A 21,247-nucleotide genomic window follows, 5' to 3' on the forward strand; every position below is an offset into this window, starting at 1 on the left:
TTGCGCGTCGGCCTGTCGCACCGGGCCGGCCCCGAGCAGTGGCGCAGCGTGGTGCACGCCTGGCTGATGCGCGAGGCCCTGGCGCTGTTCGTGCAGCGGCTGGACCATTTCGCGCCCCTGGTCGGGGTGCGTTACACGCGGGTCGGCCTGTCCAACGCCGGCACCCGCTGGGGCAGTGCCCGGGCCGACGGTGGCATCCGCCTGCACTGGCGGCTGGTGCAGTTGCCGCCGGAGCTGATCGACTACGTGGTGGTGCACGAGCTGAGCCACCTGCGCGAGATGAACCACAGCCCGGCCTTCTGGCGCGTGGTCGCAGGCGTGTTGCCCGAGCAGGACCGCCTGCGCCGCGAGCTGCGCCGGGTGCGCCTGCCCAGCGACTGAGCCGGGCCCGGTTCCCGCTCAGTGGGGCGCGTGGAAGCGGTAGACCCCGTCTGCGTCGCGCCGGCGCCGCAGCTCGCCCCGGTGCCACAGGCGGTGCAGGTGCGCCACCGCCTCGCCCATGGCGAAGGTGGTCTGGTGCAGGTCGAGCGCGCGCGCGAACAGCAGCGGCAAGGCATCGTGGGCGCTCAGGGCGCGTTCGACGCAGGCGTGGGCCAGTTCGTGCAGCCGGTCGCGGTGGTGGGCCTGCAACTGGTCCATGCGCGTGTGCAGGCCCTGGAAGGGCAGGCCGTGCGAGGGCAGCACCCGGGTGTCGGCGGACAGGGGGCGGAATTTTTCGAGCGAGTCCAGAAACAGCGTCAGCGCGTCGGCTTCGGGTTCCATGTCGAACACGCTGACGTTGGTGGAAATGCGCGGCAGCACCATGTCGCCGCTGATCAGCACCCCCAACGCTTCGCAGTGCAGGGCCATGTGTTCGGGCGCGTGGCCGTGGCCGCTGATGCAGCGCCAGGTGCGGCCGCCGATGGTCAGTGCCATGCCATCGAGCAGGCGGCGGAAGGTGCGCGGCACCTGCGGCACCAGGCTGGGGTAGTAGGCCGAGCGCGCGCGGATCTCGGCCAGCGCCTGCGGGTCGGTCAGACCGTGCTGGGCGAAGAATTGCGCCGCGCCTTCGCCGCCAAAGCCGGTGGGCCCCAGCGTGCCCAGGCGCGCGAGGTGGTGGTCGGTGGCGCTGATCCACAGCCGGCATTCGTGCGCCGGGGTGCTCCAGCGCTCGCACAGCCAGTGCGCCAGGCCGATGTGGTCCGGGTGCATGTGGGTCACGACGACGCGCAGCACCGGCAGGCCGTCGAGCGCCTCGGCGAACACCTGCTCCCATTGGGCACGGGCCTCGGGGCGGTCCACGCAGCAGTCCACCACGGTCCAACCGGGGCGGCCGTCAAGTTCGTCGCGCAGCAGCCAAAGGTTGATGTGGTCGAGCGCGAAGGGCAGGCCCATGCGCAGCCAATACACCCCGTCGGCCACGGGCAGGGCCTGGCCGGCCGCGGGCCGCTGTTCACCCAGGAAGTAATGCAGTGCGCTGTCGGGGCTGGACATGGACCGGGGTCTCCGCGGTAAGATGGCTGACGTTGACGTAAACGTCAATCCGATCCGGCATTCTGTCAGGCCCACCCCGGCCCGCCTGTCCGCCACACGACATTCATCTGCGCACGCACATGGCAAACGGCACCCAATACACCATCAGCGACCTGGCCAAGGAATTCGACCTGACCACGCGCGCCATCCGCTTTTACGAGGACATGGGCCTGCTGCGACCGGAGCGCGAAGGGCCGGGCGGGCGCAACCGGGTCTATTCGGCGCGCGACCGCACCCGCCTGAAGCTGACCCTGCGCGCCAAGCGCCTGGGCCTGAGCCTGACCGAGGCCAAGGACCTGATCGACATGTACGACAGTCCGCGCGACACCGGGCCGCAGCTGCGCAAGTTCCTGACGGTGCTGGCCGAGCACAAGCGCCAGATCGAAGACCAGATGGCCGACCTGCAGGCCAACCTGGACGAACTCAAGGCCCACGAGAAAGAGGCCAAGGCCCTGTTGGCCCGGGTGGACAAGGGCGCGGCCTGAGTTGCGGGTAAACCCAGGGGCGGGGGTGTCCCTGGCCGGCCCCAAAACCTTGCATAATTGACGTTTACGTAAACGTCAATTCAGACGCGCCGAGGAGACCATGCCGACCGATGCCCCCGAATCCGCCGCGCTGCGCGAGCGCGTGCAAGCCAGCCTGGACCGCCAGGGCATGATGCGCCACCTGGGCGTGCGCCTGCTGGACGTGGCCCCAGGCCAGGTGACCCTGGTGCTGCCGTATTCCGACCGCGTCACCCAGCAGCAGGACGGCTTCCACGGCGGCGCCATGGGCGCGCTGGCCGACATCGCCGGCGGGTATGCCGGCCTGACCGTGGCGCCCGAGGGCATGGAAGTCACCACGGTCGAATACAAGATCAATTTCCTGGCCGCCTTCCAAGGCGGCGAGCTGCACGCCATCGGCCGCGTGGTGCGGGCGGGCAAGCGCCTCATCGTCACCACCGCCGAACTGCTGCACGTCGCGCCCGACGGGAAACGCAGCGACTGCGCCATCATGCAGCAGACGCTGGCGCCGGTGCCCAAGACCTACTGAGCCGTCCAGACGGACACCTTCCACCCTTTTTCAGAGAGAGACACCCGCCATGACCAACCTGCCCGGCCTTGACTTCATGCTCGGCGACGACATCAACGCCTTGCGCGACGCGGTGCGCGACTTCGCCCAAGCCGAAATCGCCCCGCGCGCGGCCGAGATCGACCGCACCGACCAGTTCCCCATGGACCTGTGGCGCAAGATGGGCGACCTGGGCGTGCTCGGCATCACCGTGCCCGAGGAATTCGGCGGCGCCAACATGGGCTACCTGGCGCACATGATCGCGATGGAGGAAATCTCGCGTGCCTCGGCCAGCGTGGGCCTGAGCTACGGCGCGCACAGCAACCTCTGCGTGAACCAGATCAAGCGCAACGGCACCGAGGCGCAGCGCCAGAAGTACCTGCCCAAGCTGGTCAGCGGCGAACACGTGGGCGCGCTGGCCATGAGCGAACCGGGCGCCGGCTCCGACGTGATCAGCATGAAGCTGCGCGCCGAGGACAAGGGCGGTTACTACCTGCTCAACGGCAACAAGATGTGGATCACCAACGGTCCGGACGCCGACACCCTGGTGGTCTACGCCAAGACCGAGCCCGAACTGGGGGCCCGTGGAGTCACCGCCTTCATCATCGAAAAGGGCATGAAGGGTTTTTCCATCGCGCAGAAGCTGGACAAGCTGGGCATGCGCGGCAGCCACACCGGCGAGCTGGTGTTCCACAACGTCGAGGTGCCGGAAGCCAACATCCTGGGCGGCCTGAACCAGGGCGCCAAGGTGCTGATGAGCGGTCTGGACTATGAGCGCGCTGTGCTGGCGGCCGGCCCCATCGGCATCATGCAGGCGGTGATGGACAACGTGGTGCCCTACATCCACGACCGCAAGCAGTTTGGCCAGAGCATCGGCGAATTCCAGCTCGTGCAGGGCAAGGTGGCAGACATGTACACCGTGCTGCAGGCCGGCCGGGCGTTTTGTTATCAGATCGGCAAGAATCTGGACCAGCTGGGCGCCCAGCACGTGCGCCAGGTGCGCAAGGACTGCGCCTCGGTCATTTTGTGGTGCGCCGAGCAGGCCACCCGCATGGCGGGCGACGGCATCCAGCTCTTCGGTGGCAACGGCTACATCAACGAGTACCCGCTGGGCCGCCTGTGGCGCGACGCCAAGCTGTACGAGATTGGCGCGGGCACCAGCGAGATCCGCCGCATGCTGATTGGCCGCGAGCTGTTCGCCGAAACCTGCTGAGCGGGTGTCGCGTGTGCGTCCAGGGTTTTGGGCTTTCGGTAACATCGCGGGATGAACTCTCACAGCCTGCAACACCTCATCGACAACAACCGGGTCTGGGCCGCGCGCATGGAGCAGCAGCGTCCGGGCTTTTTCGAGACCCTGGCCAAGCAGCAGAACCCCAAGTACCTGTGGATCGGCTGCGCCGACAGCCGCGTGCCCGCCAACGAGATCACCGGTCTGGACCCGGGCGAGGTCTTCGTGCACCGCAACGTGGCCAACGTGGTGGTGCATTCCGACCTGAACGCGCTGTCCGTCATCCAGTTCGCGGTGGACCACCTGAAGGTCGAGCACATCATGGTGGTGGGCCACTACGGTTGCGGTGGCGTGCTGGCCACGCTGCGCGGCACCCGGGTGGGCCTGGTGGACAACTGGCTGCGCCACGTGCACGACGTGAAAATCCGCCACCGCCGCCGCCTGGACCACCTGGCCGTGCCCGAGCAGGAAGACGCGCTCTGCGAGATGAACGTCATCGAGCAGGTGGGCAACGTGGCCCTGACCAACGTCGTGCAGGACGCCTGGGCGCGCGGTCAGAAGCTCGCCATCCACGGCTGGTGCTACGGCCTGAAGGACGGCCTGGTGAAGGACCTGGGCGTGACCATGAACCACCAGCAGGAAGTGATGGACGTTTTCCGCAACGCCATCAAGCGCTACCCACGACAACAAATCTGACGCCCGCACCGGGGCTGGCCCGCCAGGGCCGCTTTCGGGGTGGGCGGTGTTCCGGCCCTCGCGCCGTTTTTTCACGGAGACCGACATGACCCCGAACCCCGACAGCATCGTCATCACCGGCGCTGCCCGCACCCCCATGGGCAGCTTCCAGAGCGACTTCGCCGCGCTCGCGGCCCACGACCTGGGCGCTGCCGCCATTGCTGCCGCCGTGCAGCGCGCCGGCGTGGCGCCCGAGGCGGTGACCGAAGTGATTTTTGGCAACTGCCTGATGGCCGGCCAGGGCCAGGCCCCGGCGCGCCAGGCCGCTCTGAAAGCCGGCTTGCCGCAAAGCGCCGGTGCGGTCACGCTGAGCAAGATGTGCGGATCTGGCATGCGCGCGGCCATGTTCGCGCACGACATGCTGCTGGCCGGCAGCCACGAGGTGCTGGTGGCCGGTGGCATGGAGAGCATGACCAACGCACCCTACCTGCTGCCCAAGGCGCGCGGCGGCTACCGCATCGGCCACGACCGCATCTTCGACCACATGATGCTCGACGGCCTGGAAGACGCCTACCAGCCCGGCCGCAGCATGGGCACCTTCGGCGAGGACTGCGCCGCCAAATACCAATTCACCCGCGAGCTGCAGGACGCCTTTGCCCAGGAAAGCGTGCGCCGCGCCCAGCGCGCCACCCAGGACGGCAGCTTTGCCGCCGAAATCACCCCGGTCACGGTGAAGGAGCGCGCCGGCGAGCGCGTGGTGTCCATCGACGAAGGCCCGGGCAAGATCAAGATCGACAAGATCCCGACGCTCAAGCCCGCGTTCAAAAAGGACGGCACCATCACCGCCGCGGCCAGCTCCAGCATCAACGACGGCGCGGCCGCGCTGGTGATGATGAAGGCCTCCACCGCCGCCCAGCTGGGCAGCCAGCCCATCGCCCGCATCGTGGCGCACGCCACCCACGCGCAGGCGCCGGAATGGTTCTCCACCGCGCCGGTGGGCGCCACCGAAAAGGTGCTGGCCAAGGCCGGCTGGACGGTGGCCGACGTGGACCTGTGGGAAATCAACGAAGCCTTCGCGGTGGTGCCCATGGCGCTGATGCACGACCTGAAAGTCCCGCACGACAAGGTGAACGTGAACGGCGGCGCCTGCGCGCTGGGCCACCCCATCGGCGCCAGCGGCGCGCGCATCATGGTCACGCTGATCCACGCGCTCCAGGCCCGTGGCCTCAAGCGCGGCGTGGCCACGCTGTGCATCGGCGGTGGCGAGGCCACGGCCGTGGCGCTGGAACTGGTCTGAAGGACGCACCATGCTGCTGAACGACGACCAGTTGATGATCCGCGACGCGGTGCGCGCCTTTGCCCAGGAACAGCTGTGGCCCAACGCCGCCCGCTGGGACAAGGAACACCATTTCCCGAAAGACGCGCACCGGGGCCTGGCCGCCCTGGGCTGCTACGGCATCTGCGTGCCCGAACAATACGGCGGCGCCGGGCTGGACTACCTGACGCTGGCCGTGGTGTTGGAGGAAATCGCGGCCGGCGACGGCGGCGTGAGCACCACCATCAGCGTGACCAACTGCCCGGTCAATGCCATTTTGATGCGCTATGGCAACGAGGCGCAGAAGCAGCGCTGGCTGGTGCCCCTGGCCCAAGGCGAACTGCTGGGCGGCTTCTGCCTGACCGAGCCGCACGTGGGCTCCGACGCCTCGGCCCTGCGCACCACCGCCACCCGGGACGGCGACCACTATGTGTTGAACGGCGTCAAGCAGTTCATCACCAGCGGCAAACACGGCGACGTGATGATCGTGATCGCCGTGACCGACAAGGCCGCCGGCAAGAAGGGCATGAGCGCCTTCATCGTGCCCACCGCCACACCGGGCTACCAGGTGGCGCGACTGGAGGACAAGCTCGGCCAGCACAGCAGCGACACGGCGCAGATCAACTTCGACGGCTGCCGCGTGCCGGCCGAGAACCTGATCGGCGCCGAAGGCGAGGGCTACAAAATCGCCCTGAGCGCACTGGAGGGGGGGCGCATCGGCATCGGGGCCCAGAGCCTGGGCATGGCGCGCAGCGCCCTCGACGTGGCCATCGCCTACGCCAAGGAGCGCGAGAGCTTTGGCCAGCCCATCTTCAACCACCAGGCGGTGGGTTTCCGGCTGGCCGAATGCGCCACGCAGCTGGAAGCGGCGCGCCAGCTCATCTGGCACGCGGCCAGCTTGCGCGACGCCGGCGTGCCCTGCCTGAAGGAGGCCGCCATGGCCAAGCTGTTCGCCAGCGAAGCGGCGGAAAAAGTCTGCTCGGTGGCCATCCAGACCCTGGGCGGCTACGGCGTGGTCAACGACTTTCCGGTGGAGCGCATTTACCGCGACGTGCGCGTGTGCCAGATCTACGAAGGCACCAGCGACGTGCAGAAGATGCTGATCCAGCGCGCGCTCTGACGGGGCCACGCGGCGGCCCAGGCGGCGCATAATCCGTCCATGGCCAGCCGCAAACTCCCCTCCCAGTCGGGCGCCACGCGCCGTGTCTTCCACCAAGCGGGCCTGGGCGCCCTGGCCGCGCTGTGGCTGGGCACCTGGCGGCAGGCGCACGCGCTCACCCTGGCCGACCTGAGCAACGCCGACGCCAGCGCTGGCGTCAAGGCCGCGCTGGAAAAGGGTGCGCTGGCGGCCGTGGGCCTGCTGGGCCGCCCCGACGGCTTCCTGAACCACCCGCAGGCGCGCATTCCGCTGCCCGGCTTCCTGGACGACGCCGCCAAGCTGATGCGCACCTTCGGCCAGGGTCAGCGGGTGGACGAGTTGGTGACGCGCATGAACCGCGCCGCCGAGGCCGCGGTGCCCATGGGCCAGGCGGTGCTGGTCAACGCCGTCAAGCAGATGACGGTGGGCGATGCCAAGCGCATCCTGACCGGGGGCGACACCTCGGTGACCGATTTCTTCGCCAGCCGCACGCGCGAGCCGCTGGGTCAGCGTTTTCTGCCCATCGTCACCCAGGCAACCGAGAAGGTTGCCCTGGCGCAGGCGTACAACGAGTTCGCCGGCCGCGCCGCCCGCTACGGCTTGGTCAAGGGCGAGGACGCCAACCTGCAGCAGTACGTCACCGGCAAGACGCTGGACGGGCTCTACCTCGTCATCGGCGAGGAGGAGAAAAAAATCCGGCAGGACCCCGTGGGTGCGGGCAGCCAGATCTTGCAGAAGGTGTTCGGCGCGATCCGCTGAGGCCCCAGGGGCCTCTTGCCGGACCCCGTCCGGTGCCACGGGGCACGTATACTGCCACGAGGTTCAGCATTCCGAGCATGTCCACCAGCGTCCCCCCCTTTGCAGGCTCAGCCGCCCCGCCCACCGGGTCGGTGAACGACTGGGACCGGGACCGGTCGCAACGCCAGCGCCGTCTGCACGTGGTGCAGATTCCCGTGTTGCGCCTGGCCGGGTTTGCGCTGCTGTCGCTCATCGCGCTGGTCTACGGCGTGGAGCGTTCGGCAGGGGGCGACTGGGCCACCGGGCTCGGACTGGTCGCGCTGAACCTGGGCTACGCCCTGTTGAGTTGGGCGGTGCTGTGGGGCGGACACGGCAGAACCGGCCGGCTGGACCTCACCTTGCTCTTCCACCACCTCGACATCGCGGTCTGGCTGGCCACGGTCCACTTCGTTGGTGGCTCGCCCCTGTTGCTGGTGTTGCTGCTGCTGGCCCGGGTGGGCGATTCGGTCGGGTTCGGCTTTGCCCGTGCCTTTTATTTCACCCATGTGGTCACGGCGGTGTTCCTGGCTTACACCGCCTGGAGCGGGGCCCGGGGCCTGCCCAGCCTGGAGGGGATCGAGCGCTGGGTGGTGGCCCTGACCCTGTATGCGGTCGGGGCGCACATGTCGCTGTCGGCGTTCGTCATCACCCGCCTGCGCCGGCGCAGTGCGCAGGCCGCGCAGCAGGCCGAAGAACTGGTCCAGACCCTCAATGCCCGCACCCGCGACCTGCAGACCCAGGCCCAGGCGCTGGAGCAGGCCCGCTGCGAGGCCGAGTCCGCGGCGCGGGCCAAGTCCTCCTTCCTGGCGACCATGAGCCACGAGATCCGCACGCCCATGAATGGCGTCATCGGCATGACCGAGTTGCTGCGGCACACCCCCTTGACGGAGCAGCAGCAGGAGTTCGTCCACATCATCCGCGACAGTGGCCAGGGCTTGCTGGTCATCCTCAACGACATCCTCGACTACTCGAAAATCGAGTCCGGCAAGATGGAGTTGGAAGCGCGCCCCCTGAGCGTCGAGGCCTTGCTCAAAGCATGCTCCGACCTGCTGGGGCCACGCGCCCGCGACAAGGGCGTGCCTTTGCAGATCGACATCGATCCGGGCATGCCCCCCTGGGTGCTGGGCGACAGCACCCGCCTGCGCCAGGTGCTCATCAACCTGATGTCGAACGCGATCAAGTTCACCGAGGTCGGTCGGGTGCGCGTCAAGGTCGGGCTGCTGAACGAGGACATCGAGGCGCCCACGGCCATCCGCGACAAGGTGGATGTCGGTCCGCCGGTCGTCCTGGAGTGGGTGGTGCAGGACACCGGGGTGGGCATGAACGCCGAGCAGCAGGCTCGCCTGTTCCAGCCTTTCACCCAGGTCGATGCCAGCGTGGCACGCAAGTACGGCGGCACCGGGCTGGGTCTGGCCATCTCGCAGCGTCTGGTGCAGGCCATGGGGGGGCAGATCGAGGTCCGCAGCCAGGTGGACCGGGGCAGCACCTTCCGTTTTGTCCTGCCCACGCGCGAGGTGCTGGACTACGCCGAAACCACGAGCACCCTGACCATGTCCCCGACCAGCCCGGTGCCCTTGGCCGCCACCCCTTCGGGGCGCCCGGTGCGCATCCTGCTGGCCGAGGACAACCTGGTCAACCAGCGGGTGGCCTTGCTCACCATCCAGAAGCTCGGCCACCGGGTCGATGTGGTCGACAACGGTCGTGCCGCCGTCGAGGCGGTGCAGCAGCAGCCCTACGACCTGGTGCTGATGGACATCCAGATGCCCGAGATGGATGGCCTGGAGGCGACCCGGGAGATCGTCCGCCGTGCGCCCCATGGGCGGCGCCCCTTCATCGTCGGCCTGAGCGCCAACGCCATGGCCGAGGACGTGCAGGCCGGTCGCGCGGCCGGCATGGACAACTACCTGAGCAAGCCTTTCACCGTGTCCGACCTGCGCGCCGTGATCGACGTCTGTGCCCTGTTCGCCCGCCCCGATGGCGACTGACCCCCTGTGTCCTTGCGGCCGCCAGGTCGGAGGCCGTCCCCTGGCGTGGTCGGCCTGCTGCGGCCGCCACGTCGATGCCTTCGAGCGTTGCCCGGCGCCCGATGCCGAGGCCCTGATGCGCTCGCGCTACAGCGCGTTCGTGCATGGCCAGGCCGACTACCTGTTGGCCACCTGGCACCCCAGCACCCGACCGGCCACCCTGGAACTCGAGCCTGGGGTGAAATGGCTGGGGCTGGAGGTGCGGCGCCACCGGCGGCTGGACGAGACCCGCGCCGAGGTGGAATTCGTGGCCCGTTCGCGGCTGGCCGGGCGTGGCCAGCGACTGCACGAAACCAGCCGCTTCGTGCAGGAAGACGGGCGTTGGTATTACGTCGATGGAGACCTGAGCCCGTGAGCGACCGACCCCGTTTCCAGGCCGTGCTGTTCGACTGCGACGGCGTGCTGGTGGACAGCGAACCCATCACCAACGGCGTGTTGCGCGACATGTTGGAGGAAAGCGGCTGGTCGCTGACGCCGCAGGAGTGTTTGCGGATTTTCGTGGGCAAGGCGGTGCGCGACGAGCGTGCGCTGATTGAAGCGCGCACCGGCCGCCCCTTGACCGAGGACTGGATGCGCGCCTTCTATGCCCGGCGCGACCAGCGCTTGCGGGCCGAGCTGCGCACCATCGACGGGGCGCTGCGGGCGGTGCAGGCCGCGCACCGGCACGCCGCCGGCCGGGTGGCTTGCGCCTCGGGGGCCGACCGCCTGAAGGTGGAGTTCCAGATCGACATGGCGGGCATGCGTCCGTATTTCGAGAACCGGATTTTCAGCGGTCACGAAATGCCGCGTTCCAAGCCCGCGCCCGACGTTTACCTGGCCGCCGCCGCCCACGTGCGGGTGGACCCGGCCGACTGCCTGGTGGTCGAGGACACGGTGACCGGGGTGCAGGCCGGCGTGGCAGCGGGCAGCACGGTATGGGCCTATTGCCCGCCCGGCGCCGCCGCCGAACCCTTGCGCGCCGCCGGGGCGCAGCGGGTGCTGGCGCGCATGGACACCCTGGCCGACTGGCTGGCCGATTGAAGTGCCGCGGGCCCGCCGGCCCGCCGCCGCGTGTCAGGGGTCGACCACCGTCCAGCCGTCGCTGGCCTGGACGAAGCGCAGGCTGACGACCGAGCGGTTCGTCACGCCCAGCTGCTGCACCTGCAGTTCCACGTCGCAGCGGTAGGCTTTTTCGCCATCCGCCTGGCAACCCACTTTTTTCAGCGATTGGACTTCGGGCATCATGCCCTTCATGAGCGAGGCGCCGGCCCCACCGAAGATGTGGCTGGCGCCATCGACCTGGGCCTGCATCTGGCGGTCCAGGGCCGCGCGCATGTCGTCCTCCGACGGCGCGCCGCTGCAGCCGGCCAGCACGCCGGTGGCGATGGCCAGCAGCCCGAGGCGGGAGGGTGTGGGGGCGTGGGGCAAGGCGGTGTCTCCGTCTGGGGCACGCGGGGGCCTGGGGCACCGGTGCCTAGGGGGTGGCAGGCGTTTCAGTATAGCCATGGGCCGCGCGCCGGAACACCGCTGGCGTCTGGCCGGTCCAGCCCTTGAAGGCGCGGATGAAGCTCTTTTCGCTCTGGAAGCCGGCCGCCTGAGCCACCTGTTTGATGGGCTTGGCGGTCCGCAGCAGCAGGTCGGTGGCGAGTTCGCGCCGCACCGCATCCTTGAGTCCTTGCAGGCTGTGGCCTTGCTCCTGCAATTGCCGGTGCAGGGTGCGGGCCGAGACGTGCAACTGCGCCGCCAGCGATTCGGCGTTGTGGGTGTGCTCGGGTTGCGTCACCAGCAGGCGCCGCGCGCGCTCCACCAGCAGGCGGTCGCGCCGGTAGGGTTGCACCAGCAGCGGCAGGGCGTGCTGCAGCATCTGGTTCAGGGCCTTTTCGTCGCGCCGCAGGGGCAGGGCCAGGTAGCGCGCGTCGAAGCGCAGGCGGGTGGTGCCGGCGTCGAAGCGGGCCGGGGCCGGGAACAACACGCGGTAGGCCGTGGCGTGCGCGGGCGCTGGCCAGGCGAAGGCGGCCGACTGCAGCGGGATGCGCGAGTCGATCAGCCACGAGGCCACGCCCAGGATGTTGCGCAGCACCGACACCTGGCAGAACTCGCGCAGGGCGCCCAGGTCGCGGTGCTCTTCCAGCACGATCTCGGCCTGTTCGCCGGTGCTGTGCAGGTGCAGGGCGATGTCGTCGGTGAGCAGGCTGTGGTGCCGGCACCAGCGTTTCAGCGCCACCCCGAGGGTGGGGGCGCTGATGGAGGCACGTGCCAGCATGCCGTAGCTGCCCCAGGGCAGGCGCCTTTCGAACCAGCCCAGGGCCTCGTCGTCCAGTTCGCGCATCGCGTGGTCGGAGATGCGTTCCATCTGCGCGGCGGTGATGCGGTCGTGCACGTCGGGCACGCGTTCTGGCGCGATTTGCGCCACGTCCAGCGCCGCCTCGGGGTCGCGGCCACGGCGTCGGTAGCCCGCTACGATGGCCTGCACGAAGGCCATCGGGGTGGCGGCGATGGGGGTGTGGATGGGCATGGGTGTCAGTATGCCAAGGTCTGGGCAGGTCTGGCGCGATCTGCAACCTTTTTGGCGTGCCCGCCTGCTAGGCAGTCGGCGGGGGCGGCGCCACAATCGCCACACGCCAGCCCACACACGGAACCGCCATGACCACCCTGGAGACCCAGCTCAACCCCCGCTCCAACGACTTCCAGGCCAATGCCGCCGCCATGCGCGCGCTGGTGGACGACCTGCGCACCCACATCGAACGCGTGGCCCAGGGAGGCGGTGAGGCCGCCCGCGCCAAGCACACCGCGCGCGGCAAGCTGCTGCCGCGCGACCGGGTGCAGATGCTGCTGGACCCCGGCACACCCTTCCTAGAGGTGGCCCCGCTGGCCGCGCTCAACATGTACGGCAACGACGCGCCCGGCGCGGGCGTGATCGCCGGCATCGGCCGCGTCAGCGGCGTGGACTGCATGGTGGTGTGTAACGACGCCACCGTGAAGGGCGGCACCTACTACCCGATGACGGTGAAAAAGCACCTGCGGGCGCAGGAGATTGCGCAGCAGAACCGCCTGACCTGCATCTACCTGGTGGACAGCGGCGGCGCCAACCTGCCCAACCAGGACGACGTGTTCCCCGACCGCGACCACTTCGGCCGCATCTTTTACAACCAGGCCAACATGAGCGCCCAGGGCATCGCGCAGATCGCGGTGGTCATGGGCTCGTGCACGGCGGGCGGCGCCTACGTGCCGGCCATGAGCGACGAAACCATCATCGTCAAGAACCAGGGCACGATCTTTTTGGGCGGCCCGCCGCTGGTGAAGGCGGCCACGGGTGAAGTGGTCAGTGCCGAGGACCTGGGCGGCGGCGACGTGCACACGCGCCTGAGCGGCGTGGCCGACCACCTGGCGCAGAACGACCTGCACGCCCTGAGCCTGGCGCGCGAGGCGGTGCGCCACCTGAACCGCGGCAAGGTGCACGAGACGCAACTGCAGACCCCGCGCCCGCCGAAGTTTGCGGCCGAAGAGCTGTACGGCGTCATCCCCACCGACACGCGCAAGCCCTTCGACGTGCGCGAGATCATCGCCCGCATCGTCGATGGCAGCGAGCTGCACGAATTCAAACCGCGCTTTGGCACCACGCTGGTGTGTGGCTTTGCCCACATCGAAGGCATGCCGGTGGGCATCATTGCCAACAACGGTATTCTGTTCAGCGAATCGGCACTCAAGGGGGCGCACTTTATTGAATTGTGCTGCCAGCGCAAGATCCCGCTGGTGTTCCTGCAGAACATCACCGGCTTCATGGTGGGCCGCAAGTACGAGAACGAAGGCATTGCCCGCAACGGCGCCAAGATGGTCACCGCCGTGGCCACCGCGCAGGTGCCGAAGTTCACCATCATCATCGGCGGCAGCTTTGGCGCGGGCAACTACGGCATGTGCGGCCGCGCCTACTCGCCCCGCTTCCTGTGGATGTGGCCCAACGCCCGCATTTCGGTCATGGGCGGCGAGCAGGCCGCCAGCGTGCTGGCCACCGTGAAGCGCGACGGCATCGAAGCCAAGGGCGGCCAGTGGAGTGCCGAAGAGGAAGACGCCTTCAAAGCCCCGATCAAGCAGCAATACGAAGAGCAGGGCCACCCCTACTACGCCACCGCCCGCCTGTGGGACGACGGCATCATCGACCCCGCCGACACGCGCCGCGTGCTGGCGCTGGGCCTGAGCGCCACGCTCAACGCCCCCACGCCCGACACGCAGTTCGGCGTGTTCCGCATGTGAGGGCGCAGGCATGAGCAACCTGACCGTGACCGTCCAGGCGCACCGCGCCACCGTGACGCTGACCCGCGCCGAGATGCGCAACGCCTTCAACGACGAAGTCGTCGCCGAGCTGACCCAGGTGTTCACCGAGCTGGGCCAGCGCGACGACGTGCGCGCCATCGTGCTGGCCGCCGAAGGCCCGGCTTTCTGCGCCGGCGCCGATTTGAACTGGATGCGCCGCATGGCCGATTACAGCCGCGAACAAAACGTGGCCGACGCCGGCGCCCTGGCCAACATGCTGCGCGTGATCTACACCTGCCCCAAGCCGACCGTGGCGCGGGTGCAGGGCGATGTGTACGCCGGCGGCATGGGCCTGGTGGCCTGCTGCGACCTGGCGGTGAGTGTGGACACCGCCGGCTACTGCCTGAGCGAGGTGAAGTTGGGCCTGATCCCCGCCACCATCGGCCCCTACGTGGCGCGGGCCATGGGCGCGCGCGCCGCGCACCGCTACTTCCTCACCGCCGAGCGCTTCAGTGCCCCCGAAGCGCACCGCATCGGCTTGGTGCACGAGGTGGTGCCGGCCGAGCAGCTGGACGCCAAGGTGGACGAGCTGGTGAAGGCGCTCACCAGCGCCGGCCCGGCGGCGGTGAAGGCGTGCAAGCAACTGGTGCAGGACGTGGCCGGGCGCGAGATCGACGCCGCGCTGATTGCCCGCACGGTGCAAGGCATTGCCGACATCCGCGCCAGCGCGGAGGGCAAGGAAGGCGTGCAGTCCTTCCTGCAAAAACGCAAACCGAACTGGCTGGGCTGAGCCGCTGTGAACACAACCGGCCTGTCGCACGCATGCGCAGCGCCCCAAGGAGATGGTCGATGTTTAAAAAGATTCTGATCGCCAACCGCGGCGAAATCGCCTGCCGTGTGGCCGCCACCGCCCGCCGTCTGGGGGTGAAAACCGTGGCCGTGTATTCCGACGCCGACGCCAGCGCCAAACACGTGGCCGCCTGCGACGAAGCGGTGCACATCGGCGGCAGCGCGCCCAAGGAAAGCTACCTGCGCTGGGAAGCCATTCTGGCAGCCGCCCAAGCCACGGGCGCGCAGGCCATCCACCCCGGCTACGGCTTTTTGAGCGAGAACGAAGACTTCGCCAACGCCTGCGCCGCCGCTGGGCTGGTGTTCATCGGCCCGCCGGCGTCTGCCATCAAGGACATGGGCCTGAAGGCCGAGTCCAAGCGGCTGATGGAGCAGGCCCAGGTGCCGCTGGTGCCGGGCTACCACGGCGCCAACCAAGACCCGGCGCTGCTGCAGGCCGAGGCCGACCGCATCGGCTACCCCGTGCTCATCAAGGCCAGCGCCGGGGGCGGTGGCAAGGGCATGCGCGCCGTGGACAAGTCCGAAGACTTCGCCGCCGCGCTGGCCAGTTGCAAGCGCGAGGCCATCAACAGCTTTGGCGACGACGCGGTCCTGATCGAAAAATACGTGCAGCGCCCACGCCACATCGAAATCCAGGTGTTCGGCGACACGCACGGCCACTGCGTCTACCTGTTCGAGCGCGACTGTTCCGTGCAGCGCCGCCACCAGAAGGTGCTGGAAGAAGCCCCCGCACCCGGCATGACGCCCGAACTGCGCGCCCGCATGGGCGAGGCCGCCGTGGCCGCTGCACGCGCCGTGAATTACGTGGGTGCGGGCACGGTGGAATTCATCGTCGAGCAGCCGGGCGGCTACGAGCACCCCGAGCAGATGAAGTTCTACTTCATGGAAATGAACACCCGCCTGCAGGTGGAGCACCCGGTGACCGAAGCCATCACCGGTCTGGACCTGGTGGAGTGGCAGCTGCGCGTGGCGTCGGGCGAACCGCTGCCGCTGACGCAGGACCAGTTGCAGATCGCCGGTCACGCCATCGAAGCCCGCATCTGCGCCGAAAACCCCGACAACCAGTTCCTGCCCGCCACCGGCACGCTCCACGTCTACCGCAAGCCGGCGCACAGCAGCTTCCAGCGCGCCGACGTGCGCGTGGACGACGGCGTGCGCGAAGGCGACACCATCAGCCCCTTCTACGACTCGATGGTGGCCAAGCTGATCGTGCACGGCGACACCCGCGAGCAGGCCCTGGCGCGCTTGGACGAGGCGCTGGCGCAGACCCACATCGTGGGGCTCGCCACCAACGTGCAGTTCCTGCGCCATGTGGTGCGCAGCGACGCGTTCGCGCAGGCCCAGCTGGATACCGCGCTCATCCAACGCGAACAAGCGGTGCTGTTCCAGCAGCAGCCGGTGAGCCTGCCGCTGGCTGTGGCCGCCGCTGTGGCGCAAACGCTGGTGCAGGAGCGCGCCACCCAGGGCCAAGACCCCTTCAGCCACACCGACGGCTGGCGCAGCCACGGCGTGTTCACCCGCCGTTTTGCCTTCGACGACGGCGACGCCCACCTCCCCGTCACCCTGGCCTACCTGCACGACGGCGCGCTGCGCCTGACGGTGGGGGCGGGCGAAGGTGCCGTCACCGGCCCGCTGACCTTCCAGGCCCAGGCCCCCACCGAGGCCGGCGCCTGGGCCCTGCACGTGGCCTTCGCCGGCGACAGCACCCGCGCCACCGTGCACATGCAGGGCGAGCGCGCCCACGTGTTCACCCCGCGCGGCGCGCGCCAGGTGGTGGAGGTGGACCTGCTGGCCCACTCCGGCGACAGCGGCGCCGAAGGCGGCCGCCTGACCGCGCCCATGCCGGGCAAGGTGGTGTCGTTTGCCGTGCAGGCCGGCGACAAGGTCAGCAAGGGCCAGCCGCTGGCGGTGATGGAGGCCATGAAGATGGAGCACACCATCGCCGCCCCGGCCGATGGCGAGGTGGTCGAGCTGCTCTACGCCCCGGGCGACCAGGTGGCCGAGGGCGCGGAGTTGCTCAAGCTCGCCAGCGCCTGATGGCGCAGGGGGCTTGTCGTGCGCACGGCGGGACCGGGCGCGCGTTTGGTGTACGGTAGCAGGCCCTTTGCCCGATTTTGCCGACCATGAAGCTGACCTTCTGCTGCGCCCACACCCAGCCCGAGCCCTGGCTGGCCGGCCTGCGTGCCGCTTTGCCCGAGGCCGAGGTGTCGCTCTGGGCACCCGGCGCGCCCCTGGCCGACCACGCCATCGTCTGGGCGCCGCCCCAGGCCTTCATCGACGAGCAGACCCGGCTGCAGACGCTGTTCAACATCGGCGCCGGGGTGGATGGCCTGCTCAAGCTGCGCCTGCCCCCTGGGCTGCAGGTGGTGCGGCTGGACGACGCGGGCATGGCGGTGCAAATGGCCGAGTACGTGTGCCACGCCGTCATCCGCCACTTCCGTGAATTCGAGCAGTACGACGCCGCCCAGCGCGAGGCCCGCTGGGCCTTCCGCAAGCCGCGCCGGCGCGAGGATTTCAGCGTCGGCCTGCTGGGCCTGGGCGTGCTGGGCACGCGCGTGGCGCAGGCGCTGCGCGCGTTTGACTTCCCGGTGCTGGGCTGGAGCCGCGGCCCCAAGGCGCTGGACGGCGTGTCTTGCTTCCACGGGCGGGACGGCTTGCCCGCGTTTTTGGCCGGCACCCAGGTGCTGGTCAACCTGCTGCCGCTCACGCCCGAGACCGAAAACCTCCTCAACCGCGACACGCTGGGGCGCTTGCGCCCGGGGGGCCACGTCGTCAACGTGGCGCGCGGCGCACATTTGGTGGAGGACGATCTGCTGGCCCTGCTCGATCGCGGCCACCTGGCCGGCGCCACGCTGGACGTGTTCCGCACCGAACCCCTGCCGCCCGAGCACCCGTTCTGGCACCACCCCCGTGTCACCGTCACGCCCCACACCGCGGCCCGCACCCTGCGCGACGAAAGCATCGCCCAGATCGCCGGCAAGCTGCGCGCGCTGCAGCGCGGCGAACCCATCGCCGGGGTGGTGGACCCCCAGCGCGGTTACTGACCCCTTTTCACCCGATTTCAAGCCATGTCCACTGCCCAATACCCCGCCCGCGTGCGCCTCATCGACGTTGGCCCGCGCGATGGCCTGCAGAACGAAAAACAGCCGGTGCCCGCCGCCGTCAAGATCGAGCTGGTGCACCGTCTGCAGGCTGCGGGCTTGACCGAAATCGAAGTCACCAGCTACGTGTCGCCCAAGTGGGTGCCGCAGATGGCCGACAACCACGAGGTCATGGCCGGCATCAGCCGCCAGCCCGGCGTGCGCTACTCGGTGCTCACGCCCAACCTCAAGGGCTTTGAAGCGGCCTTGCTGGACCGGCCGGACGAAATCGTCGTGTTCGGCGCCGCCAGCGAGGCCTTCAGCCAGAAGAACATCAACTGCAGCATCGCCGAGAGCATCGAGCGCTTCGCGCCGGTGGTGGACGCCGCCTTGCAGGCCGGCATCGCTGTGCGCGGCGCCATGAGCTGCACCGTGGGCTGTCCCTACGAGGGCGAGGTGGCGCCCGAGCGCGTGGCCATGTTGGCCGGGCTGATGAAAGGCATCGGCGTGCAGCGCGTGGACGTGGCCGACACCATCGGCGTCGGCACCCCGCTGAAGGTACAACGCGCCATCGAGGCCACGGCGCAGCACTACGGCCTCGACACCATCAGCGGCCACTTCCACGACACCTACGGCCAGGCGCTGAGCAACACTTTGGCGGCGTTGCAAATGGGCGTGTGGAATTTCCAGTCCTCGGTGGCCGGCCTGGGCGGCTGCCCCTACGCCAAGGGCGCCACCGGCAACGTGGCGACCGAGGACGTGGTCTACCTGCTGCAAGGCCTGGGCATAGCCACCGGCATCGACCTGGACGCGCTGGTGGACGCGGGCGCTTTCATCAGCCAGCACCTGGGCCGGCCCAGCGGTTCGCGCGTGGCGCGGGCCTTGCTGGCCAAACGTGCCAGCTGAGGAGGCGCTTCCCTTGCACCGCCGATAATCAACGCCATGTGTGGAGCCGAACTCAAACCTTTGCCCGAAGGCGTGCAGCGCGTCATGGCAGCGCTCGACGCCCTGGGCCATCCCCATGCGCCCGTGATGCTGGACGACGCCGCGCGCACCGCGCAGCAGGCCGCCGACGCCCTGGGCGTTGAACTGGGCCAGATCGCCAAAAGCATCGTCTTCAAGCGCAAGCCCGACGAGGCGGCGGTGTTGGTCATCACCAGCGGCGACCGGCGCGTGGACGAGAAAAAGGTGCAGGCCCTGGTCTGCGCCGAGGGCCAGAAGCTGGGCCGCGCCGACGCCGATTTCGTCAAGGCCAAAACCGGTTTCAGCATCGGCGGCGTGTCGCCGGTGGCACACGCCGAGCCGCCCGTCACCCTGATCGACGCCGAACTGCTGCGTTTCGAGGTGGTCTGGGCCGCGGCCGGCCACCCGCACGGCGTGTTCCGCCTGGCGCCGCAGGACCTGGGGGCTTTGACCGGCGCGCCGGTGGCCGATGTGACGCTGCGCTAGAGTGCGGGCCATGTCCGATACCACCGCTCCCGCCCGTCCCTTCGTGGCTTTGGCCACCGCCGTCTGCAAGCCCGGCCAGACCGTGCCTTCCCCCTGCGTGAACGTGTGCCGCATGTCGCCCAGCAGCGGCTGGTGCGAAGGTTGCTGGCGCAGCATCGACGAGATTCGCGCCTGGAGCAAAAGCGACGACGCCGGCAAGCTGGCGATCTGGGCCGAGGTCGAGGCGCGCCAGCGCGCCGCCGGTTTGGCGCCGGCCTGAGTCAAGCGCCCAGCACATCGTCCACTTCCAGCACGCGGCCGGTCTGGCTGGCGTCGTAGCCTTTCAGCCCCGCCACACGTGCCCGGAAAGCCGGGGCTTGCAGCACATGCAGCAGCGGTTGCAGCCGGGGGCCTTCCAGGTGGCGGCGGTGCACCGCGAAAAAATAGCGCTCTTTCAGCAGGGGAATGAAGTGCAGGCCGAAGCGGTCGGCGGCGGTTTGCACGCCCAGGCCGACGTCGGCCATGCCGCTGGCGACGAAAGCGGCCACCGCGGCGTGGGTGAGTTCGGTGGCGCGGTAGCCGGTGATGGCGTTCGCGTCCAAGCCTTGCTGCGCCAGCATCAGGTCGGTCAGCATGCGGGTGCCGGAGCCGGCGGGGCGGTTGACGAAACGCAGTTCTGGCCGTGCCAAATCGTCCAGCCCGCGGATGCCTTTCGGGTTGCCGCGGGCCACGAACAAGCCTTGCGTGCGCACCGCCAGTTGCACCAGCGCGTGTTCACTGGGGCGCAGCCAGGGCCGGTAATGCGCGGCGGCCGCGCGTTCGAACCGGCCCAGCGGCACGTGAAAGCCCGCCAGTTCGCAGTCGCCACCCGACAGGGCGGCCACGGCCTCCAGGCTGTTGCGGTAGCGGATGTCCACCGCCAACCCGTGTGCCTGCAACTCTTCGTGCAGGGCGGCCACGGCAAATCCGTGGCTGGCGTGCAGCCGGGCAGGGGGCAGGGCCTCTGGCGCCAGCCGGCCCAGTTCGCCCGCCAGTTCCGAGGCGAGCGACGCCATCAGCGGCTGCAGCCGGGCGGCGATGCGCGCGTCCGACCACACCAGTTGTTCGCCCGCTTCGGTCAGCCGCGAACCCCGGCCCCGGCCGCGGACCAGCAAGGGCCGGCCCAACAGGCGTTCGGCCTGTGAGATCAGGCCCCAGGCGTGGCGGTAGGACAAGTCGTTGTCGCGGGCGGCCTGGGCAATGCTGCCGCTGAGGGGTATGGTGGCGAGCAAACCCATCAGCCGGCTGGCGTCCAGTGGCGGCGCGTCGTCGTTGTCGCGGAACTGCCATTGGGGTTGGAGTCGGATCTGCAACATGGTCAATTATGTTTGGATTTGCATATTTAAACCACGACTTGCTGCTACGCTGGCCACATGGAGACACCTGCCCCCGCCCGCCCGCCCGTTCAGGGCAAAGTCATCCCCATTCAGCCGGTGAACCGCCGCCCCCGTGCCACGCCCAAGGGACGGCAGGTGCGCCTCGAAGACCGGGACTTTGTGTCGGCCTGTTGCACCGAACTGGCGCCACGCCCGGATGTGCTGATCGAGCACCTGCACCGCCTGCAAGACGCCGAAGGCGGCCTGCGCCGTGGGCGCCTGGCGGCGCTGGCCGAGCGCCTGCGCCTGAGCCAGGTGGAGGTGTACGAGGTGGCGACCTTCTACCACCACTTCGACGTGGTGGACGACGATACCGAATTGCCCGCCACCACGGTGCGCGTCTGCACCAGCTTGTCGTGCCAGATGGCGGGTGCGCAGTCGCTGTTGGCCGATCTGCAACAGCGTTTGGCCCAGGACGGCCGCGTGCGCGTGGTCGAGGCCCCGTGCGTGGGCCAATGCCACCGCGCGCCGGCGGCCTGCGTGGGCCAGCGGCAGGTGCCCGAGGCCACGGCGGACGGGGTGCAGG

23 protein-coding genes are annotated in these 21,247 nt (G+C 69.2%); 19 read left to right on the forward strand and 4 right to left on the reverse strand.

Annotated features, from left to right (window positions below; translation table 11 throughout):
- A partial coding sequence (locus CON77_RS09505; RefSeq protein WP_157826903.1) for a M48 family metallopeptidase occupies positions 1–381 on the forward strand: 381 nt, incomplete at its 5' end.
- 18 nt (positions 382–399) lie between these two features.
- Here CON77_RS09505 and CON77_RS09510 read toward each other — a convergent pair.
- Positions 400–1,473, reverse strand: coding sequence for an MBL fold metallo-hydrolase (locus CON77_RS09510; RefSeq protein ID WP_101048918.1), 1,074 nt, complete (start codon positions 1,471–1,473; stop codon positions 400–402).
- Positions 1,474–1,592: 119 nt separating this feature from the next.
- On the opposite strand from CON77_RS09510, the gene CON77_RS09515 reads away from it, so the two are divergent.
- From CON77_RS09515 to CON77_RS09560, 10 genes are all read left to right on the forward strand, one after another.
- Entirely contained in the window at positions 1,593–1,997 is a 405-nt protein-coding gene (locus tag CON77_RS09515; protein ID WP_101048919.1) for a MerR family transcriptional regulator, read from the forward strand.
- A gap of 100 nt (positions 1,998–2,097) precedes the next feature.
- On the forward strand, positions 2,098–2,544 hold the full coding sequence (locus CON77_RS09520; RefSeq protein ID WP_232788478.1) for a PaaI family thioesterase: 447 nt from the start codon (positions 2,098–2,100) through the stop codon (positions 2,542–2,544).
- A gap of 49 nt (positions 2,545–2,593) precedes the next feature.
- Complete coding sequence (locus CON77_RS09525) at positions 2,594–3,775, forward strand: isovaleryl-CoA dehydrogenase (RefSeq protein ID WP_101048920.1); 1,182 nt, start codon at positions 2,594–2,596, stop codon at positions 3,773–3,775.
- Positions 3,776–3,826: 51 nt separating this feature from the next.
- The gene (gene can, locus CON77_RS09530) at positions 3,827–4,486 is read left to right on the forward strand and encodes a carbonate dehydratase (RefSeq protein WP_101048921.1); all 660 of its coding nucleotides are present in this window, start codon (positions 3,827–3,829) and stop codon (positions 4,484–4,486) included.
- Between the two features lie 85 nt (positions 4,487–4,571).
- Positions 4,572–5,762 carry an acetyl-CoA C-acyltransferase gene (locus tag CON77_RS09535; protein ID WP_101048936.1) on the forward strand — a complete coding sequence of 397 codons (1,191 nt, stop codon included), beginning with the start codon at positions 4,572–4,574 and terminating at the stop codon, positions 5,760–5,762.
- A gap of 10 nt (positions 5,763–5,772) precedes the next feature.
- Positions 5,773–6,900: an acyl-CoA dehydrogenase family protein gene (locus CON77_RS09540; protein WP_101048922.1), complete on the forward strand. Its 1,128-nt coding sequence runs from the start codon at positions 5,773–5,775 to the stop codon at positions 6,898–6,900.
- A gap of 39 nt (positions 6,901–6,939) precedes the next feature.
- On the forward strand, positions 6,940–7,677 hold the full coding sequence (locus CON77_RS09545) for a DUF4197 domain-containing protein (RefSeq protein ID WP_101048923.1): 738 nt from the start codon (positions 6,940–6,942) through the stop codon (positions 7,675–7,677).
- Between the two features lie 77 nt (positions 7,678–7,754).
- Positions 7,755–9,680 (forward strand): ATP-binding protein, encoded by a 1,926-nt coding sequence (locus tag CON77_RS09550; RefSeq protein ID WP_101048924.1) that lies wholly within the window; start codon positions 7,755–7,757, stop codon positions 9,678–9,680.
- Positions 9,670–10,074 (forward strand): YchJ family protein, encoded by a 405-nt coding sequence (locus CON77_RS09555; RefSeq protein WP_101048925.1) that lies wholly within the window; start codon positions 9,670–9,672, stop codon positions 10,072–10,074. The genes CON77_RS09550 and CON77_RS09555 overlap by 11 nt, the downstream gene beginning before the upstream one ends.
- A complete protein-coding gene (locus tag CON77_RS09560) occupies positions 10,071–10,739 on the forward strand; it encodes an HAD family hydrolase (protein ID WP_101048926.1) in 669 nt (222 codons plus the stop codon). Before CON77_RS09555 ends, CON77_RS09560 begins: the two co-directional genes overlap by 4 nt.
- 33 nt (positions 10,740–10,772) lie before the next feature.
- Here CON77_RS09560 and CON77_RS09565 read toward each other — a convergent pair whose 3' ends face one another.
- Together CON77_RS09565 and CON77_RS09570 are read right to left on the reverse strand one after the other, a co-directional pair.
- Entirely contained in the window at positions 10,773–11,126 is a 354-nt protein-coding gene (locus CON77_RS09565; RefSeq protein WP_101048927.1) for a hypothetical protein, read from the reverse strand.
- Positions 11,127–11,172: 46 nt separating this feature from the next.
- Positions 11,173–12,213 carry an AraC family transcriptional regulator gene (locus CON77_RS09570; RefSeq protein WP_232788479.1) on the reverse strand — a complete coding sequence of 347 codons (1,041 nt, stop codon included), beginning with the start codon at positions 12,211–12,213 and terminating at the stop codon, positions 11,173–11,175.
- A gap of 128 nt (positions 12,214–12,341) precedes the next feature.
- Here CON77_RS09570 and CON77_RS09575 point away from each other — a divergent pair, with 128 nt between their 5' ends.
- The 7 genes from CON77_RS09575 to CON77_RS15560 all read left to right on the forward strand — a co-directional run bounded on the left by CON77_RS09575 (position 12,342) and on the right by CON77_RS15560 (position 19,586).
- Positions 12,342–13,949 carry a carboxyl transferase domain-containing protein gene (locus tag CON77_RS09575; RefSeq protein ID WP_101048928.1) on the forward strand — a complete coding sequence of 536 codons (1,608 nt, stop codon included), beginning with the start codon at positions 12,342–12,344 and terminating at the stop codon, positions 13,947–13,949.
- A gap of 10 nt (positions 13,950–13,959) precedes the next feature.
- A complete protein-coding gene (locus CON77_RS09580; protein ID WP_101048929.1) occupies positions 13,960–14,739 on the forward strand; it encodes an enoyl-CoA hydratase/isomerase family protein in 780 nt (259 codons plus the stop codon).
- A 59-nt stretch (positions 14,740–14,798) separates the two neighbouring features.
- Positions 14,799–16,835 carry an acetyl-CoA carboxylase biotin carboxylase subunit gene (locus CON77_RS09585; RefSeq protein ID WP_101048930.1) on the forward strand — a complete coding sequence of 679 codons (2,037 nt, stop codon included), beginning with the start codon at positions 14,799–14,801 and terminating at the stop codon, positions 16,833–16,835.
- A gap of 86 nt (positions 16,836–16,921) precedes the next feature.
- Positions 16,922–17,842, forward strand: a complete 921-nt coding sequence (locus tag CON77_RS09590; RefSeq protein WP_101048931.1) for a 2-hydroxyacid dehydrogenase — start codon at positions 16,922–16,924, stop codon at positions 17,840–17,842.
- Between the two features lie 24 nt (positions 17,843–17,866).
- Positions 17,867–18,784, forward strand: a complete 918-nt coding sequence (locus CON77_RS09595; RefSeq protein ID WP_101048932.1) for a hydroxymethylglutaryl-CoA lyase — start codon at positions 17,867–17,869, stop codon at positions 18,782–18,784.
- Positions 18,785–18,820: 36 nt separating this feature from the next.
- Complete coding sequence (locus CON77_RS09600) at positions 18,821–19,327, forward strand: YbaK/EbsC family protein (RefSeq protein WP_101048933.1); 507 nt, start codon at positions 18,821–18,823, stop codon at positions 19,325–19,327.
- Positions 19,328–19,337: 10 nt separating this feature from the next.
- Entirely contained in the window at positions 19,338–19,586 is a 249-nt protein-coding gene (locus CON77_RS15560) for a DUF1289 domain-containing protein (RefSeq protein WP_232788480.1), read from the forward strand.
- Between the two features lies 1 nt (position 19,587).
- On the opposite strand, the gene CON77_RS09610 is transcribed toward CON77_RS15560, so the two are convergent.
- Complete coding sequence (locus tag CON77_RS09610; RefSeq protein WP_101048934.1) at positions 19,588–20,661, reverse strand: substrate-binding domain-containing protein; 1,074 nt, start codon at positions 20,659–20,661, stop codon at positions 19,588–19,590.
- A 57-nt stretch (positions 20,662–20,718) separates the two neighbouring features.
- Here CON77_RS09610 and CON77_RS09615 point away from each other — a divergent pair.
- The coding region (locus CON77_RS09615) for an NADH-quinone oxidoreductase subunit NuoE family protein (RefSeq protein WP_198552328.1) at positions 20,719–21,247 on the forward strand (529 nt) is incomplete at its 3' end.

Source organism: Macromonas nakdongensis (genome assembly GCF_002837145.1).
In the GTDB taxonomy this organism is placed as follows: Bacteria; Pseudomonadota; Gammaproteobacteria; order Burkholderiales; family Burkholderiaceae_C; genus Macromonas_B; species Macromonas_B nakdongensis.